The 16,958-nt window shown below is 65.7% G+C and carries 15 protein-coding genes; 4 read left to right on the top strand and 11 right to left on the bottom strand.

The features are described from left to right. Positions 1 to 70: 70 nt before the first annotated feature. Positions 71 to 2,275: a TonB-dependent receptor gene (locus tag G3M57_RS13330; protein WP_163231055.1), complete on the bottom strand. Its 2,205-nt coding sequence runs from the start codon at positions 2,273 to 2,275 to the stop codon at positions 71 to 73. Between the two features lie 366 nt (positions 2,276 to 2,641). On the opposite strand from G3M57_RS13330, the gene G3M57_RS13325 reads away from it, so the two are divergent. Then, positions 2,642 to 3,343 (top strand): TetR/AcrR family transcriptional regulator, encoded by a 702-nt coding sequence (locus tag G3M57_RS13325; protein ID WP_162251603.1) that lies wholly within the window; start codon positions 2,642 to 2,644, stop codon positions 3,341 to 3,343. On the opposite strand, the gene G3M57_RS13320 is transcribed toward G3M57_RS13325, so the two are convergent. The 3 genes from G3M57_RS13320 to G3M57_RS27145 all read right to left on the bottom strand — a co-directional run bounded on the left by G3M57_RS13320 (position 3,259) and on the right by G3M57_RS27145 (position 6,619). After that, entirely contained in the window at positions 3,259 to 3,726 is a 468-nt protein-coding gene (locus G3M57_RS13320) for an SDR family NAD(P)-dependent oxidoreductase (protein ID WP_200945215.1), read from the bottom strand. The two genes, G3M57_RS13325 and G3M57_RS13320, sit on opposite strands and share 85 nt — an antisense overlap. A 142-nt stretch (positions 3,727 to 3,868) precedes the next feature. After that, the gene (locus G3M57_RS13315; protein WP_163231053.1) at positions 3,869 to 6,316 is read right to left on the bottom strand and encodes a TonB-dependent receptor plug domain-containing protein; all 2,448 of its coding nucleotides are present in this window, start codon (positions 6,314 to 6,316) and stop codon (positions 3,869 to 3,871) included. A 69-nt stretch (positions 6,317 to 6,385) separates the two neighbouring features. After that, on the bottom strand, positions 6,386 to 6,619 hold the full coding sequence (locus G3M57_RS27145; RefSeq protein ID WP_188916157.1) for a Rid family hydrolase: 234 nt from the start codon (positions 6,617 to 6,619) through the stop codon (positions 6,386 to 6,388). Here G3M57_RS27145 and G3M57_RS27470 point away from each other — a divergent pair. After that, complete coding sequence (locus G3M57_RS27470; protein WP_230983713.1) at positions 6,605 to 6,799, top strand: hypothetical protein; 195 nt, start codon at positions 6,605 to 6,607, stop codon at positions 6,797 to 6,799. The genes G3M57_RS27145 and G3M57_RS27470 overlap by 15 nt on opposite strands. Positions 6,800 to 6,946: 147 nt before the next feature. Here G3M57_RS27470 and G3M57_RS13305 read toward each other — a convergent pair whose 3' ends face one another. After that, the gene (locus tag G3M57_RS13305) at positions 6,947 to 8,290 is read right to left on the bottom strand and encodes an LLM class flavin-dependent oxidoreductase (protein ID WP_163231051.1); all 1,344 of its coding nucleotides are present in this window, start codon (positions 8,288 to 8,290) and stop codon (positions 6,947 to 6,949) included. 402 nt (positions 8,291 to 8,692) lie between these two features. Beyond that, on the bottom strand, positions 8,693 to 8,989 hold the full coding sequence (locus G3M57_RS13300; RefSeq protein ID WP_056750608.1) for a YciI family protein: 297 nt from the start codon (positions 8,987 to 8,989) through the stop codon (positions 8,693 to 8,695). Positions 8,990 to 9,240: 251 nt separating this feature from the next. Between G3M57_RS13300 and G3M57_RS13295 the strand changes: the two genes are divergently transcribed. Together G3M57_RS13295 and G3M57_RS13290 are read left to right on the top strand one after the other, a co-directional pair. Next, complete coding sequence (locus tag G3M57_RS13295; RefSeq protein WP_056750609.1) at positions 9,241 to 10,212, top strand: MBL fold metallo-hydrolase; 972 nt, start codon at positions 9,241 to 9,243, stop codon at positions 10,210 to 10,212. Position 10,213: 1 nt separating this feature from the next. After that, entirely contained in the window at positions 10,214 to 11,596 is a 1,383-nt protein-coding gene (locus tag G3M57_RS13290) for a M20/M25/M40 family metallo-hydrolase (protein WP_163231049.1), read from the top strand. Here G3M57_RS13290 and G3M57_RS13285 read toward each other — a convergent pair. From G3M57_RS13285 to G3M57_RS13270, 5 genes are all read right to left on the bottom strand, one after another. After that, the gene (locus G3M57_RS13285) at positions 11,580 to 12,509 is read right to left on the bottom strand and encodes a LysR family transcriptional regulator (RefSeq protein ID WP_163231047.1); all 930 of its coding nucleotides are present in this window, start codon (positions 12,507 to 12,509) and stop codon (positions 11,580 to 11,582) included. The two genes, G3M57_RS13290 and G3M57_RS13285, sit on opposite strands and share 17 nt — an antisense overlap. Before the next feature lie 469 nt (positions 12,510 to 12,978). After that, entirely contained in the window at positions 12,979 to 13,374 is a 396-nt protein-coding gene (locus G3M57_RS27975) for a helix-turn-helix domain-containing protein (RefSeq protein ID WP_373287663.1), read from the bottom strand. Beyond that, on the bottom strand, positions 13,328 to 13,510 hold the full coding sequence (locus G3M57_RS27970) for a recombinase family protein (RefSeq protein WP_188916169.1): 183 nt from the start codon (positions 13,508 to 13,510) through the stop codon (positions 13,328 to 13,330). The genes G3M57_RS27975 and G3M57_RS27970 overlap by 47 nt, the downstream gene beginning before the upstream one ends. A gap of 567 nt (positions 13,511 to 14,077) precedes the next feature. Continuing rightward, the gene (locus G3M57_RS13275; protein ID WP_163231042.1) at positions 14,078 to 15,106 is read right to left on the bottom strand and encodes an IS110 family RNA-guided transposase; all 1,029 of its coding nucleotides are present in this window, start codon (positions 15,104 to 15,106) and stop codon (positions 14,078 to 14,080) included. A gap of 183 nt (positions 15,107 to 15,289) precedes the next feature. Then, positions 15,290 to 16,624, bottom strand: a complete 1,335-nt coding sequence (locus tag G3M57_RS13270; protein WP_230983712.1) for a glycoside hydrolase family 43 protein — start codon at positions 16,622 to 16,624, stop codon at positions 15,290 to 15,292. Positions 16,625 to 16,958: the final 334 nt, after the last annotated feature.

Here is a 16,958-nt window from a genome sequence, read left to right as displayed (position 1 = left end):
GTTCGAAAAGGCGATACGAAAAACGCCTCCGACCGCAGGGTCGGAGGCGTCGTCGTATAAGCGCCAAGGCTTACCAGCTGTAGCGCAGCTCGAAGCCGAACACCCGGGGATCGCCGACGGTGGCGGAGTTGAAGCCCAGCGACGGGTACAGGATCACGCCATAGGTCAGATATTTCTCCGCCAAGGCGTTCTGGACGTAGAGCGAGGCCCCGATATTGGACCCGCCGATGTGGTCCCAGTCGGCCTTGATGTTGAGCAGGCCATAGCCGGCCTGCTTCTGCGAGGCGTCCGGACCGAAAGCGGGGCCCTGGGTCGTGTCGGTGAAATAGACCTCGCTCTGGTGATAGTAGTCGGCGCCCAGGCGGATCTCGCCAACGGACGCGGGGACGGGCAGGGTGTAGTGGGCGCCGATCGTGAACTGCTTTTCGGGCACCTGGGCCAGGCGGTTGGACGTGAAGTCGCCGCTGGCGGTCACGAAGCTCTTGTACTTCGGCTTGATCACTGACAGCGAGGCCGACAGGCTGAGGCCGGAGACCGGGACCAGGATCACCTCGATCTCGCCACCCGGAATCTTGGCGCCGGCGGCGTTGACGACGGCGATGTTGGACGGATTGTCCACCGCCACGAAGCGCTGGATCTTGCTGTAGTCCTGGTAGTAGGCCGCCGCATTGGTCCGCAGGCTGGCGCCGCCAAGCTGCCAGTCCTTCTTGAAGCCGAGCTCGAAATCCTGGACGATTTCCGGATCGAAGCGCCGGTTGGACTGCACGGTCTGGATGTCGGGCGCGTAGCCGCCGGCCCGATAGCCTCGACGGGTCGCCGCGTAGAGCAGCGTGTCCGTGTCGAGCTGGAAGTTCAGGCTGGCGGTATAGGTTGGCTCGTTGAACTTGGCGTGGTCGTCGAAGCTGCAGGCGCCCACGGACAGGGGGACGCCGTTGTCCGTCAGGGTGCAGGCGCCGCTGTTGTGGTCGATGCCGTCGATGAACACGTCGCGGCGGTCCTGGGTGTAGCGCGCGCCCAGGGTCAGGGAGAGGCGGTCGTCGATGGCTGGCAGCTGCGCCGTGCCCTGGACGAAGGCCGCATAGCTGCGGCTGCGGGTGTGGGAGACCACGTCGGTCAGCGGAAAGCCGAGGAAGCTGGCGCCCGAGCCGTGCTCGATCTTCTGGTCGAAGAAATAGAGCCCGGCCACCCATTTCAGGTTTCCGTCCCAGGCCTTGCCCTGGAGCTGCATTTCCTCGGAGAGCTCCGTGCCGTCGTCCGGCACAGAGGCGGTCAGCAGGGGCAGGGCGAAGCCGCTGAAATCCTGGAAATATTTGCGATCGAAGTCGCGGTAGCTGACGATGTTCTTGAGCAGCAGATTGTCGTTGATGTTCCAGGTCGCCGTGTCGGCCACTTGGTACATCTTCAGGTCTACATTGGATTGCACGTCCGAGCGGGTAGACCAAAAGTTGTCGCTGTACTGGCTTTGCAATTGCGCGAAGGCGGCCGTCGAACTTGGGAGCAGGAAGGCGCCGAAGCCCGCGGGATTGAAGCTCGTGGCGTGGAAGGCCGCCCCGTTGGATTTGAACCGCGTGTAGCTGTAGAGCAGGTAGTTCTCGAAGGTGTCGGTTGGCCGCCATAGCGCCGAAAGCCGGGCGCTGAACTCGCGATCGTCGTCGAGGCGGCCGCCCTTGTTCGGCGGCGTATTCAGGGCGTACTGGGTCGCCGGCAGCGGCGCTTCATTGTCGACATAGCCGTCGCGGTCGATCCAGTTCACGGCGGCGCGCACCGAGAGCGACTTGCTGAGCGGCGCGTTGAGGACGGCCGTGCCGTACAGACCCTGGCCGCCGTCGAACGCCCGGGCGCCGGCGGTGACCGAGCCTTCGAACGTGTCGGTGGGACGCTTGGGCGCGATCAGGATGGCGCCGCCCGTCGTGCTCTGGCCGAACAGCGTGCCTTGCGGCCCTTTGAGGACCTGCAGCGAGTCCAGATCATAGAACTGCTGGTTGACGCCGACCGGATAGCTCAGGGCCACTTCGGAGAAATAGATCCCGACCGAGGGGTCCTGCCCCGGAACCACCTGGGCGTTACGCTGCCCGCGGATGCCGACGACCAGCTTGTCGGGCGAGTTGAACCCTTCGATCTTCAGGGCGGGGACATAGCTGTTGAGGTCGACGGCGTTGAAGATCGGCCGTTCCGCAAGGGCCTTGGCGCTGAGGGCGGTGACGGCCACCGGCACTTCCTGAAGCCGTTCGGAGATCCGGCGGGCGGTGACGACCACGTCTTCCAAGGTCGACACGCCCGTATCCGGTGCTGGCGCTGGCGGAGTCGGGGATGGAGCCGCCTGGGCGAAACCAGCGTCCGGTCGGGCGGCGACGGCGAGGGCAAGCAAACTGACGGCGCAGAGCAGCCCCGTGGACCTGGTCATTGTTTTCTTCCCTAGATTTTTTAACGTTGTTAAGTGAAGGACGGGCGTCTTGCCGCTCGTCGTCAATCGCTGGGAGCTTGGGATCGCGTATGCGAAATCAGCGCCACGCTGGGTTCAACCTCAGGCTTGTGGGTCGAAATGACGCCAAATCCGGCCAAGCGGCCGGTCGCACGTCTGGGCGCCCCTTGCGGCGCTCTTTACGATGACGCGTCTAGCGGGCGAGGTCAGAAGCGTGGAATGAAGACTTTGAAACTCCAGCGCGGCGTCGCTAACCGGGAGAGCGCCGGTTTTCTAGCTGAGAGCATCGTGTCGGTGACCCGGGCGCTGGCGCGGGAAACCGGGTTCGCCAAGGTCACGATGCGGCAGATCGCGCTCAAACTGAACGTGACCGCGACCGCGCTATACTATCATTTCAGCGACAAGGACGCGCTGTTCGAACGGGTCGCCGAATCGATCTTCGAGGATCTCAAGGTCGAGAATCTGGATCAGCCCTGGGCTGAACAACTGCGGGCCTATGTCCTGGCCTATCAGGCGCGGCTGCTGGAATATCCCGGCCTGGCGCGCATCCTGCTCGCGAACCGCGAGTCGCCCGCGGCCCTGATCTGGACCGAGACGATGCTGAGCATCCTGCGGCGGGCCGGCTTCAAGGATCACAACATCTGGCAGGCGCTGGCCATGCTCGTCTTCTTCGTCAACCCGATGACGTTGATGGAAGAAAAGCCGATGGCCGCGCGCAAGCTTCTGCACGATCCAAGGTCGGTGCGGCGAGCGGTTCTACAGTCCCCGACCCGCTACCCCACCTTCGCGGCCACGCTGAAGCAAACAGCGCGGGGCGGGGACCCCGTCACCCTGACCTATGACGGTCTGCTGCCGGCCGCCCTGGATCGGATCATCGCCAGTTTGGCTGCCGACCTCGAACGGGGCGAGACGGGGACGTGATCGGTCGGCGGTCGAGAACGCCGCAGCCGACGAGTTTCTTCAGTCGCCCGCCTAGCCGGTTCCGCGAGATCTCCAGCTCTTTCTGGAAATCGTCGAACCGGGTCGTGCCCCGTGGCGGCGTTGTTGACCAGGATGTCTATGCCGCCGAGTTCGTAGATCGCCTGTTTGATCAGGGCCTGGACCGAGCCGTCGTCACCAGTGTCGACCACCAGCGGCATGATGCGGCGACCGGTGGCGGTGGCCAGCTCCAAGGCCGTGGCGGTCAGGGGCTCCAGGTTTCGGGCCGCGATCACAACGTCCACGCCGTCCTGGGCCAAGGCCCGGGCGATCGCCTTGCCGATGCCGCGGCTGGCGCCGGTGATCAGGGCGCGCTTGCCGTCCAATTGCAGATCCAGGGGTTGTCTCCAGGCAGGGCGATCGGCCGATCGCTGGGAAAACGATGCGGCGGCCCTACAGCAAGGGGCCGCCTCGGCGCCGGCTTTGGAAAAGGGAAGCATTCCAAGCCGGCGCCTTCGGAAGGCGCGGCTAGAAGCTGTAGGTCAGCCGGCCGTAGTAGTAGCCGCCGTTGATCCCGAACGGCGCGAAGCTGGGATAGAGCGCCACGGCCGGGTTGCCGGCCGCGATCGAGGCGGCGGTTCCGGCCGGGTTCAGCTTGTCGGGATAGATGTCGAACAGGTTGTTGGCGCCCAAGGCCCCTCGTAGCGACGGGGTGATCTTATAGGCCAGCTCAAGGTCGGTGATCAGGCCGGTCTTGATCCTGTCCTTGAAGAAGGCCCCGTTGACGTTGGTGTAGCTCCAGGCCGGGCCATAGACGGTGTTGACCAGGTTCACCGTCCACTTGCCGCTGGAATAGAGACTGGTCAGGTTGACCTTGTAGCGCGGTGAGGCGTGCTCGAGGTTGGCGATGGCGGTCTGGTCGAACAGCACCGAGCGGCCCAGGCCGGCCGGCGGCGCGGCGATGCGGGTGACCTTGGTCTGGTTGAGATTCGCGCCCAGGGTCCAGTCGATCTTGCCGTGCTCGCCCAGGTCGGTCCACGTGGAGGCCAGGATCTCGATCCCGCGGGTGCGGGTGTCCAGGCCGTTGGTGAACAGGTTGATGCCGGTGGTCCCGACGCTGGGATCCAGGACGTTGCCGTTGGCGGTGATGGCGTTGGTGATCGCCGCATTGACCACCGCCCCGCCGATCTTGCCGTAGAGCGCGCCGCTGCCCACGATGCGGTCTTCGATCTTGATTTGGTAGGCGTCGATCGTCAGCGTCACCCGCTCGATCGGCTTGGCGACGATCCCGATGCTGAGGTTCCTGGACTTCTCCGGATCAAGCCCGTCCAGGCCCAGGAGCCGCGCGCCGGCCGAGTTGGGCGGCAGTTGCACGAAGGCGGTGGTCGGCGAGACATTGGTGGCTGAATAGTTCAGCTCGGCCAGGGTAGGGGCGCGGAACCCCGTGCTGGCGGTGCCGCGCAGGGCGAAGGCCGGCGTGAAGTCGTAGCGGGCGGTCAGCTTGACGATGTCGGTGGAGCCGAAGTCGCTGAAGTGCTCGTGGCGGGCGGCCAGATCCAGCTGCAGGTTCTCGATCGGCGAGGCGGCGAGATCCACATAGGCCGCCCAGCTGTCGCGCTTGTGCTTGCCCGCGTCAGTCAGGGCGAAGCCCGGATAGGACTGCGAGCCGGACTTGTAGCGCGAAGCCGGGTCTCCGGCCTTGATTTCGTAGCTTTCGTTGCGCTGCTCCAGGCCGAAGGCGACGTTCAGTGGCGAGGCCCAGCCGACCGCGAACTCGCGGCTGACATCCAGGTTGTTGGTCCACTGGGTGGAGATGAAGTCGCCGGCGTGGAACTGGGTCGGGGTGGAGCCGGTGTCGGCGAACAGCGGCAGGTTGGCCGAGTTGCGCACCCGGATCTCGTGGTCATCCTTGCCGTAGGTGGACGACAGGTCGAAGCTCCAGCCGCCAAAACCTTGGCCCTTGATCCCGCCGGTCAGGGCCAGGTCCTTCTCAAGGGTCTCCAGGCGGGGGCTGAAGCCGGCCGGATAGATCGACGGCAAGCGGTTGGGCAGGCGATAGTTCTCGTACGCCGTGGCCTTCTTCTGGCCGTAGGCGCCGAAGCTGTAGATCTCGATATTTTCGCTCGGCTTGAGGCCCGCCGAAAAGGAGCCGACGTTCAGCTGGACGCGGGCGTCGCCGGCGATACGGTTCACATACGGATAGTCCTGGATGATCGTCGGCCAGGCGGGGTTGGCGGCGACGACGGCGCTGGCGATGATCCGCGCGTCGGGCCCGCCCCGGAAGCTGAAGTCGTGGAAGCGGTTCTCGAAGGTCAGGTTGACGTAGCTGTTGGCGCTGGGCGCGAAGCCGATATTGGCCGACAGGCTGGAGGTCTCGCCGTCGCGCTTGTAATAGGCGCCGCCGGATGCGGACAGCTCGCCGCCGTGGTCGTCGCTCTTGAGGATGATGTTGATCACCCCGGCTATGGCGTCGGTGCCGTACTGGGCCGCCGCGCCGTCGGTCAGCACCTCGATCCGCGAGATTCCCGCCACCGGGATGAAGTTGAGGTCGGCCGCGGCCGAGCCCTGATACGCCCCGGCCAGCACCGCTAGGTTGGCGGTGGTGTGGCGGCGCTTGCCGTTGACCAGCACCAGGGTCTGGTTGGCGCTCGTTCCGCGCAGACGGGCCGAGAGGGTCAGATTGGCTGCGTCGCCGCCAAAGGCCTGAGCGGTGAACGAGGGCGTCAGGTTGCTCAGCGCCAGGCGCAGGTCCGACTGGCCGGTGCGGGTCAGGGCGCCGCTGTCGACCACCTGGACGGGCGCGGCGCTGTCGACGGCCCGCACGCCGGCCTGGCGGGTGCCGGTAACGATCACCGCGTCGACGGCGCTGGCGTCGGCGGCGGGCGCCTCGGTCGGCCTTTCGGCGGCCTCGGCGCGGGCCGCCAGGAGCGCGGCCGAAAGGGCGAGCGCCGAGGCGCCCCAAAACTTGTGAGTCATCGTCTATCCCCGATTGTTCTGGTTGCTTGATGCGCGGTCGGCTCATGGGAGCCCCCGCCGCGCGGCGGATCAGTGGGCGCGCGCGGCGACGACTTCGATTTCGACCAGAGCGCCGGGGGCGACCCGGCCGGCGACCTTGACGGTGCTGCGGGCGGGCTTGTTGGGTTGGTCGGCTGTACCGAAGCGCTGCGACCAGGCCGCGTTGAGGCCCGTAAAATTGATCTCGCCGCCCTTGGCTGGATGGCCGACCAGGAAGACCGTGGCCTTGCCTTCCGGCGTGCGCGGCCCTTGCGGGACGAACATCGCCGGCGCCACCGCATCGACCTGGCCTCGCTCCAGCTTGGGCAGGTCGACCTGACCGCCGCCATCGACGGCGGCCTCGTGTGGGCCAATGCCCAGATCAAGCGGCGCATCGACGTGACTGTCGAGGACCAGGACGCGGTCGTGCAGGGGGCTGGCGACCTGGCCGCGGCCGCAGCATGACGAAGCGTGGGCATTTTCGTTTTCCTAGAGATCATGGTCGTGGCCGAGCGAAACCAGGATCTGGCAGCGCAGCGCCACCGGCGTTGGGCCGATCGCTGACGACGATGGTCCGTTGGCCGGCAGCAAGCCGTCCTCGACGCTACGCGGCTATTCCGCCGCGATCTGGTCGGGGCTTTTGGCCCAGCGATGCTCGGGAACCGGCAGGCCCAGGTGGCCGCGCAGGGTGTCGTGCTCGTACTCGGTGCGGAACAGACCCTTGGCCTGCAGGATCGGCACAACCTTTTCCCGGAACAGCGCGAACTCGCGCGGACCGGTGACGTGCAGGATGAAGCCGTCCACGGCGCGGCCTACGAACCAGCGCTCGATCTCGTCGGCGACGGTCTGGGGCGAGCCGACGAAATTGGCTTTCCAGCGCCCAAAGCGCTCGGCCGTCTGGCGCACGGTCAGGTTCTCGGCCTTGGCGACCCGGACGATGCGCTCGGCGTGGCCCTTGTAGCTGTTGAGGCTGAGCTTGCTGACGTCCGGGAAGGGACCATCCAGCGGATACTGCTTGAAGTCGTGGTAGCCGAAGGCCCGGCCCAGCTCGACCAGCAGCTTGTCGATCTCGCGACCGCTGGCCTGGACGGCGGCGATGGCCTGGGCCTCTTCGTCGGTGTCGGCGATGATCGGCGCGATGCCCGGCAGGACGCTGATGTGGTCAGGGGCTCGGCTCAGAGCCGCGGCGCGCGCTTTCACGTCGGCGTAGTATTCCACCGCGTCCTCAAAAGTATCGACGCCAGCGAACACGCCTTCGGCGATCTTGGCGCCCAGGTCACGGCCCGCGCCGCTGACCCCGGCCTGGAAGATCACCGGCTGGCCTTGCGGCGAGCGGGACAGGGCCAGGGGCCCGACCACCGAGAAATGCTTGCCCTTGTGGTTCAGCGCATGCTGCTTGGCCTTGTCGAGGAAGACGCCGGCGGCCTTGTCGCGCGGGAAGGCGTCGTCCTCATAGCTGTCCCATAGGCCTTGGACCACCTCGACGAACTCGCCGGCCCGCTCGTAGCGTTCGCCGTGCTCGAAATGCTCGTCGCGACCATAGTTCCTCGAGGCGCCTTCCAGGCCGGTGGTCACCACGTTCCAGCCGGCGCGGCCCTTGCTGATGTGGTCCAGCGATCCGAACTGCCGGGCGACGTTGTAGGGTTCCCAATAGGAGGTGGTCAGGGTGCCGACCAAGCCGATCTTCGAAGTGGTGACGGCCAGGGCCGACAGCAGGGTCAGCGGCTCCAGGCGGTTGAGGAAGTGCGGCGCGGTGTCAGGTGTGATGAACGGGCTGTCGACGATGAACACCAGATCGAACTTGGCGGCTTCGGCCAGTCTGGCGTTTTCGATGTACCAGTTGATGTCGATGCTGGCGTCGCCGGGCAGGGCTGGGTCGCGCCAGCGCGTGTGATCTGTGCCGACGCCCGCCAGGATCGCGCCGAGTTTCAGTTGCCGGGTAGGTTGCTGCGTCATGGTCGAGCCCTCAAAACGGTCATCGACGCTTAGCGCCACGCGGCCACGCATGAATAATGAGCTCTTCTGATCGATAGTATTGGCGCTGTCGGACCAGTGGGCGCAGCGGGCTTTTTTGCCGTCCTGCCCGCGCTTATCTCTTGCCGTGTTTAGAAAATGTCCGCGCATGCGCGCGTTCGGGCTTTCGATTGACGAAGGCATCAGCCAAGCGCGGCTCTTTATGGACCTTATGGGAGAGCAGCGCTGGTTTGGAGACCGCCCGTGCTCGGCGCCATCGCGCCGGTCGATTTGCCGGCGCATCTCGTGCGGCCAGGTCCGCGACCGCCTCATTGCTGGTCCGTCTGTTCGAGTTGCCTGGAGGCGGATCAAAGCCAGGGGAGGGCGCACGGCCCGCCGACGGCGTCAGCCGCGCGAGCGAAGGCTGAGCATGGGGTGGTGCTCGTAATGGCCCACACCGTTCTTGATGATGGGGTCCTGGGCGGTGAACGCGGTAATGTCCTGCTTGTCGCCGATCTGGTAGAGCGACACGCCGTAGCCACCGGCTGGATCCATCACCGGCCCGTGGGCCACGATCACGCCTTGGTCGAGCAGTTCGTTCATGTAGGCGCCGTGCTGTTTCATCCAACCGGCTTCATCAGCGCTCATCGTCGCCAGGAAGTCGGCGCGCGGCGGGATGTACTTGCAAAGATAGTATTTCATGACCGTTCTCCTCGGGTTCGGGCGGGCGCGAACCGCCGCATCATGTGAAGGCGCCGGCCACCTTCCGGAAAGCGCCAGTCGAAGCAGCCTGAGGCCGCTGGAACTCTCAAGAACATCAGCGCCCTCGGGATATAGGCACGCCAACCGCGGAGGCCATCAACGGCGTTGATACCTCCAATCCAGGCCGCCAGCCTCCTCGCGGCGATCGTGTCCGCCTAGGTCTTGCCCGAACAAAACTTCGGGAGACACCAATGCGCACGAGGCACCTGGCGATCGCCGCCGCCCTTCTTTCTCTCTACGGAACTTCGCCCACCTTCGCCGCGCCGGGCGGCTCGACGCCGCATGTCGTCGCGCAGGGCGCAAATTTCTATCGCTTCCGCGTGGGAGAGGTCACCGTGACAGCCCTGTCTGACGGGACTGTGCCGCAGGACCTGCACGCCCTGCTGACCGGCACCACGCCGGCGAAGACGGATTCGCTTCTGAATGCGAGCTTCCTCCGCAACCCGATCGAGGCGTCGATCAACGCCTTCCTGATCGCCTTGCCGAACCGGCTCGTACTGGTCGACACCGGCTCGGGCGACCTCTTTGGCCCTGGAAACGGCGGAAAACTTCTTTCTAGCCTAGCGGCCGCAGGCCACCGGCCAGAGCAAGTCACCGACATTCTGATCACCCACGTCCACACCGATCACAGCGGCGGCCTCGTCCATGCAGGGAAGATCGTCTTCCCGAATGCGACGGTCCATGTCGGCAAGCCCGACGTCGACTTTTTCCTCAACCCCGCGAACGCCGCCAGGTCCGGCTATGACCGCAAGTATTTCGACGAGGCGATCAAGACGCTGAAGCCCTATGTCGACGCCGGCAAGATCGCGGCGTTTTCGAGCACGGCCGACGTCGTCCCGGGCGTTACGGCGACCCTTCACCCTGGCCACACGCCCGGCAGCGCCTTCTACACCCTCACCAGCCAGGGCGAGCGGGTCACCTTCATCGGTGACATCATCCACGTCGCCTCGGTACAGTTCCCGGATCCGAGCGTCACCATCGTCTACGACGTGAATCCGAAGGCTGCGGAGACCACGCGCGAGCAGGCCTTCGCCGAATTCGCAAGCGATCGCGAGCTCATCGCCGCGCCGCACTTGCCGTTCCCCGGCGTCGGCCACGTCCGCCGGGCGGGCAAGGGCTACCAATGGGCGCCGGTCGAGTACGGCAACCGGGAGGGCGAGTGACATGCGACGGGTGCTCTTAGCGGCCTCGCTGACGGCCATGGCCCTGGTCTCCGTCGCGACGAGCGCGGCCGCACGTGACGCAACGCCTGCGCCGGCGGCGCTTGCCGAGGCGCCTAGCGACAAGGAGCTGGGCTATCGAATCCTAAGCGAGCTGGTGACCCGGTTCGGCGCGCGGCCGGCGGGTTCGGACGCGGATCACGCCGCCGCCGCTTGGCTCGCGGGCCAGCTGAAGGCGCTCGGGTTCGAGGGCGTCGGCCTGGAATCCTTCCCGATCGAGCGCTGGTCGCCGGGCGTCTCCAGTGTCTCCGTCACGGGCGCTCACGCCCAGATGCTGGTCGCCACGCCGCTTGGTGGTCTGGTAGCGGGGCCGCCGGTCGAAGCGCCCGTCGCGTCCTTCGCGTCCTACGCCGACTTCCTGGCCGCGCCCGCCGCCTCGGTCCAGGGCCGCATCGTGGCGGTGCTGGAGCCGCTGCCGCGCACGCAGGACGGGAGTGGCTATCTGCGGATGGCCGTGATCCGTGGCGAGGGGCCGGGCGAGGCGATGCGGCGCGGCGCGGCCGGATTCGTGATGCGCTCGCTTGCGACCCACGAGAACCGGGTTGCGAGCAGCGGCGCCACGACGCCTCTGCCGCGGCCGTTTCCCGCCTTCAGCCTGTCCCCGCCGGACGCCGAGCAACTCGGCCGGCTCGCCGCCCGGGGGACTGTCACCTTGCGGCTGGACTCGTCGGCGAGCTGGATCGGGCCGGGAACCTCGCAAAACATCGTCGCCTCCGTTCCAGGGCGCGATCCGGCGGCGCCCCCGCTGTTGATCGCGGCGCACCTCGACAGCTGGGAGCAGGGGACGGGCGCCGTCGACAATGGCTTCGGCTTGGCCGCGGTGATCGCCGCGGCCAAGCGTATCGGCGACCTGCCCGAGCGGCCGCGGCGTTCCATCAAGGTGGTCCTCTTCGGCGCCGAGGAGGTGTCGCAAGCCGATCCGGTCAAGAACTTCGCCGGGGCGCGGGCCTATCTTCGCCTGCACCGAAACGCGCCGCGCCTCGACCTGGCGAGCGAAAGCGATTGGGGAGGGGGCCGGGTGCTGCGCCTGCGGTATCCCGCAGGAGATGGCGATCTCCAACGGGATTTGCGCGCGGCGCTGGCTCCGATCGGGGTGAATGTCGTCCCTGAACCGCCTGAGAGCGGCACGCCCGACGCGAACGTGCTCGCCGACAGCGGCGTCCCTCTGTTTCGCCTTGACCAGGACGCGAGCGCCTTGTTCGATACCCATCACACGCCGAACGACACGCTGGCCAAGGTCGACCGCGGCGCGCTCGAGCAGAACATCTCAGCCTGGGCCGTGTCCGTGTGGCTGCTCGCAAACCGGCCAGTCAGCGGCGGCCGGTAGCCGTGGCCGCGGCGAAGATCTGGTCGCGCAGCCAGCGATGCGCGGGGTCGTCCTGATTGCGTGGGTGCCAATAGGCGGCCAATTCCACGGCGCCCAGCTCGATCGGCGGCTCGAACAAATCCAGCGCGTCGGCAAACCGATGCAGGAAGCGGCTCGGCAAAGTGCACAGATAGTCGCTGGAGCCGACAAGCGCCGCCGCCAGCGCGTAGTTCTGGATCGACAAGGCCACGCGGCGTTCGCGGGCGAGGGCGGCGAGCGCCGCATCGACCTGGCCGAAGAATCCTCCGCCATCCGCCGAGACCAGCAGATGCTCGGCGGCGCAAAACACGTCGAGGTCGAGCGGGGCGCAACCGCGTGGATGCCCCTTGCGCTGTGCGGTCAGAAACCGGTCTTCGAACAATGTTCGCATCCGCCAGGCGGTCTGCGCCAGCCCTCGGTTACCGATGCAGATGTCGATCGCGCCGGATTCGAGCCGCTCGGCCAGCAGCTCCGCATCGGGCGGCGAGACAAACACAAGCCGTGCGGACGGCGCCGCCGTCGCCACCCGCGGAACGAGATCGGGCGCAAGCATCACGGCTGGGATCTCGTGTAGCGCCACCGTGAAGGTCCGGCGAGTGGTCGCCGGCTCGAAATCCACCACAGGCCCTAGCATTTCGTCGATCAACTCGAGCACCTTGGCGAGAACGGGCCGAAGGGCCAGCGCTCGCGGCGTGGCGAGTACGCCCCGCCCGTCCGGCGAAGGCACGAACAGCCGGTCCTCGAACACCTCGCGCAGGCGGGCGAGCCGCGCGGACATGGCGGACTGGCCTACGCCGAGGCGCTGTGCGGCGCGCGTGACGTTCGACTCGGTCAGCAGCGCGTCGAGCGCGAGCAGCAGGTCGGCGTCGAGCCGTCGGAGCTGGTCGAGGTGCATGCGGTCCCTTAGCCAAAAGTCTTGAAAAGCCATTCAGGGCTAACGATCCGGACGGTGGCTGCAGGTATATTATACGCTCAGGCTCTCGATGGCGCAGCAACCAAGGATCGGCTGTAGCTAGCCGCAATCGGAACTCCAAGGGTGGGTGGGAATATATTCCTATTCCCGAGACTTAAATCGTAAGCGCGCGGTTTGACGCACAGATCCTGAAAGAGCTCTCCCCTATGGGCCATACGTCACTGCATCCTTTCACAAATTCCGTTTGCGAAAGGATTCAGTGACTTATGAGCAAAAGGGTTGGCGGCTTTCATAACCCTCTTTCAAAATCCGGGCGTCCAAGAAGCCGTTTTTGAGGCCTTCCGGAGCCTCTCCAAAATTGACCTCAAGCCTCGCGACTGACTCCAAACTCACGAGAGCTGGCTCCAAAATCCGCGACTAACTATTTACGCGTTTTCGGGCTGCCGTCGGCTCATCCGCTCACAGCGCCTCGAACAGAACCCACTCCATCCTTAGCGGGTCGCCTGTAGCGTTTTCGCAGATCGGTTGGCGTCTTGCCGAGCGATCGGTAGAGCGTCGATCGCGCGACGCCCAAGGTGTTTGCTACCTCCGCTCCCGTTGTTTCAGGATCCGCCAGCAGCCGCTTGGCATGGCCGAGCTGCTGAGAGGTCAACTTGGCCGGGCGACCGCCCAAGCGCCCCCGCGCCTTAGCGGCGGCGAGGCCCGCGACCGTGCGCTCGCGAACCAGGTCCCGCTCCATCTCGGCCATTGCCACCATGACGTGGAAGAAGAACCGCCCCGCTGACGAGCCTGTGCGTCCGTCAGGCTTGCGAACTGAATGCCGCGCTTTTCCAACTGCGCGGTGAATTCCACGAGTTGATGCACCGAGCGCCCAGCCGATCCAGCTTCCACACCATGAGCGTGTCGCCGGCGCGCAGATGCGATAGCGCCTCGGCCACGCCGACCCGATCACCGCGGCCACTGCTCGCATGGTCCGTGAAGATGACAGTAGAGTTAGGGCTCCTTCAAAGGATAATTTCGGTCGGGATGTTTGCCGCATACGGGGTGGCTTGAACGAGCACCTAGTGGTGGTCCGCGTCGATCCAGCCCATCTACGAGCGCAGCAGAGTCGAGCGCATCGGTGGCCTCGGCCGCATGACAGATATAAGCCCGCACCGGAAGGCTATCGAATTTCGCCGTCAAGGCGGGTGACGCCGAGCTAAGGCTGGAACTCCTGCCAATCTGCTGCTCGCCTCCGACGGCGGTTGCAGCCAACCGCCGCGCCGAACTTCGCCTTTCTGGAGGCAAGCCAACGACAGCTTCTCTAATCGGGCATCGGGGTCAAGCTCGTTTGATCTGGCGGCCGGGGTCGTTCACGCGGGTCACGCTTCTCTTCGCAGTCTGATGGCTCCTTGCGAGCGGAGCCGCTGCACGCATGCATGGGATCAGGGTCTGGAGAGCCGCGCTATTGGACGCACTGAAGGTGCAGCAGACATTTTCGGCTTCATCCATCCCGTCGTCCGCATGGGACGATCCGGCCAGGATCTTGAGGGTGGGCAGTGAGGGTCAGGTCATGCCGCAGCCTCCGATCCCAGGCGGAAGTCCGAGCCGTCGACCCACATGCGGTGCAGGATGACGGCGATCTTGCGGGCCACGGCGACGATGGCGCGCCGGCGGCCCTTGGTCTTCATCAGCTTGACGCCCCAGGCCTTCAGGCTGGTCCATCTGATCGAGCGCATCAGCATGGCGTTGGCGGCCGCGTAGAGCGTGGCGCGCACGTCGGCGTCGCCGGCGTGGGAGATGCGGCCGGGGTTGTCCTTCTCGCCGGACTGGAAACGTCTGGGCGTCAGGCCAAAGTGGGCGCCGACGGTGCGCGAGCTCTTGAAGCGGGCAGGGTCGTCGACGGCGGCCTTGAAGCTAAGCGCAGTGATCTCGCCCACGCCCGGCACGCCCATGAAGCGCTGGCAGACCGGATCGGCGTGGGCAGCCTTGCGGACGCGGCGATCCAGCTCAGTGAAGGTGTCGAACAGCGCCAGCCTGGCCTGCAGCATCGGCAGTAGGGCGTGGCTCAGCGCCGGGTCGCTCTGGATGGTGTCGCGCACGGCGATGTCGAAGGCGCCGCGTGAGAGCCGCAGCGGCAGCTTCACGCCGAAGATCTTCAGAAGGCCACGGATCTCGTTCTCCAGGTCGATGCACTTGCGCTGCATGACCTTCCGGCAGGAGATCAGGGCGCGCAGATGGTGGCTCTCGATGCTTTTCACATGCACCCGGCTGTACCAGCCTGACCGCAGGATCTGGGCGATGCCGCGGGCGTCGTGCTTGTCGGTCTTGTTGCGCATGGCCGACAGCGCCGCGTTCACCTGGCGCGCCTCCATGCACACGACGTCGAAGCCGGCTTCGGTGAGGCCGTAGGTCAGGTGCTGGGTCAGCGTACCGGCCTCCAATCCAACCTGGTGGATCGGTTCGCCGAACTCGCGCAGGCAGCGGACCAGGTCAGGAACCTCCGACGGCACGGATCGCTCCAGCCGCACCTTGCCGTCCTGGTCGATGATGCAGATCGCCACTGACCGCAGCGACACATCCAATGCAGCGTAGAACATCGTCGTCTCCCTTCGTCTCGGCTAAAACCGAGACCTTACTGGGGAGCTTGATCCTTCACAGGTCCGCCCGATTACGCATGCTATTGGCGCGCAGTCGCCATCGGCCTTACCGCCTCATCGTGGTTCACGCAGGCGAAACGTTTCGTCCCACCACCGCATGTCGATCTACGCCGACGCCGCATGTCAGCGGGTGAAACGCCAGGAGTCGAAGTCAAGAAGCGGACGATCCTGGCCGCCCTTGAAAACCATGTAGAGATCACGCGTTCCCGTCGCGCCGGACACAGGAACCGTCCATTCGCGCCATGATCCCTGGGCGCCAGCGGCTCCGACCGCCAAGGCGCCGATCATCGGCCCGTCAACGCCGTCGAGCCGCAGCTCCATGCGCGCATCGGGCGCGGCGTTGGCGATCCTGGCGACAAAGGCCTTCGCGCCGGCTTGACCGAACGCGACGCCAGCCACCTTGACGTAGCTGCGGTCGGTAACCCGCGTAACGTACACGCCCGTGCGGTCGTCCTGCGCCGTCGTCACGCCCGGAGCCCAGGCGTAGGGCCGGTCGCGATCGCGCTTGAGACGGGAGGTCCAGGCGATCGTCTCGGCTTCGACCCGCTCGTAGGGGTTCAGCGTGCCGATCTGCGGCGCGCTGGTCTTGTCCCACCAGCCGAGGTTCGGAATGGTTCCGTCGGCATTGTAGTCGAACTTCGCCACGCTCACCGATCGCCGCTCGTGATGGACCGGCGTGAGCGCGAAATTGAGTTCGTAGTGGAAGCCGAAAACGTACGAGCCGCCCTTGTAGTCGATGATGCCGGGATGATTGCCGGTCGAGCGCTGGTCGTGCTCCATGATCGGACCCTTGTAGGTCCAGGGCCCGGTAGGCTTGTCGCTCATCGCATAGCCCATCCCTTCCGGGCAGCACGCCGAGGCATAGGCCATGTAGTAGCGGCCGCCGCGCTTATAGAACCAAGGCCCTTCCTGATAATCCGCCGGCGTGGAGTCCACCTTGGTGATCGGGCCTGAATAGGAAACCATGTCCCGGTTGAGCTTGACGTACCAAAGGTTGGGATTGCCCCAATAGAGATAGGCTTGGCCATCGTCGTCGACCCACACGGTCGGATCGATATTGCCATCGCTCGGCCCGATCAGCGGCTTACCCAGGGCGTCGCGGAACGGCCCGGCGGGATTGTCGGCCACGGCGACGGCGATCACGTTCCTGGGCGAGCCGGCGACGGTGATCGGTGCGTAGAGATAGAACTTGCCGTCGCGGACCACCACCTGCGGCGCCCAGGCGTCGTTGGTCTGAGTCGCCCACGGAAAGGTCTTGACCGAGGCCACGACACCTCGGTCGGTCCAGTTGGCCATGTCCGTCGAGCTGTAGAGCCGCCAATCGAGCATCTTGAAACCATCGGCGTCATCCTCGTCATGGCCGGTGTAGAGATAGACGACACCATCATGCACCAGGGGCGCCGGATCGGCGGTGAAGCGGGTCTGGATGATCGGGTTTTCGGCGCGCGCCGGGGCCATCGGTGTCGCGATCGCGACGAGCGCGAGAGAAAAGATGAGCAAGCGCTTCAGTGACATCATGTAATCCGGTGGGTGGGGTCAGGGCGGCGCGGTCAGGTGGCTGCGGTCCGCGAGAGGAGGTAGGTCGTCGATGTTTCTGCGGGCGGCCTCTTCAGCCGCTTAGGTGGCGGACAAGGTCTAAATAGTCAGAGTATTGTGGGGTGCCGAGTTGGCAATCTCCGCGGCTCTGCTCGCGGTGTAAAGGCCAAAAAGGCAACAATCATGCGCCTTTCACCGCTGCGCATGCGAACCGACGACGGAAAATCGGGAACGCCCTGATAGCAATTCGCACGTG

It is taken from the genome of Caulobacter rhizosphaerae (assembly GCF_010977555.1).
Classification (GTDB): domain Bacteria; phylum Pseudomonadota; class Alphaproteobacteria; order Caulobacterales; family Caulobacteraceae; genus Caulobacter; species Caulobacter rhizosphaerae.
The sequence above is the reverse complement of the archived record's forward strand: the minus strand, read 5'-3'. Positions and strand labels throughout refer to the sequence as shown.

Bases quoted from the DNA above. Each gene is read 5' to 3' on its own strand.
- G3M57_RS13325 (WP_162251603.1), top strand. From the start codon at position 2,642: ATGAAGACTTTGAAACTCCAGCGCGGCGTCGCTAACCGGGAGAGCGCC.
- G3M57_RS13315 (WP_163231053.1), bottom strand. From the start codon at position 6,316: ATGACTCACAAGTTTTGGGGCGCCTCGGCGCTCGCCCTTTCGGCCGCG.
- G3M57_RS27145 (WP_188916157.1), bottom strand. From the start codon at position 6,619: ATGTTCGTCCCGCAAGGGCCGCGCACGCCGGAAGGCAAGGCCACGGTC.
- G3M57_RS13305 (WP_163231051.1), bottom strand. From the start codon at position 8,290: ATGACGCAGCAACCTACCCGGCAACTGAAACTCGGCGCGATCCTGGCG.
- G3M57_RS13300 (WP_056750608.1), bottom strand. From the start codon at position 8,989: ATGAAATACTATCTTTGCAAGTACATCCCGCCGCGCGCCGACTTCCTG.
- G3M57_RS13295 (WP_056750609.1), top strand. From the start codon at position 9,241: ATGCGCACGAGGCACCTGGCGATCGCCGCCGCCCTTCTTTCTCTCTAC.
- G3M57_RS13290 (WP_163231049.1), top strand. From the start codon at position 10,214: ATGCGACGGGTGCTCTTAGCGGCCTCGCTGACGGCCATGGCCCTGGTC.
- G3M57_RS13285 (WP_163231047.1), bottom strand. From the start codon at position 12,509: ATGCACCTCGACCAGCTCCGACGGCTCGACGCCGACCTGCTGCTCGCG.
- G3M57_RS13275 (WP_163231042.1), bottom strand. From the start codon at position 15,106: ATGTTCTACGCTGCATTGGATGTGTCGCTGCGGTCAGTGGCGATCTGC.
- G3M57_RS13270 (WP_230983712.1), bottom strand. From the start codon at position 16,624: ATGGCCCCGGCGCGCGCCGAAAACCCGATCATCCAGACCCGCTTCACC.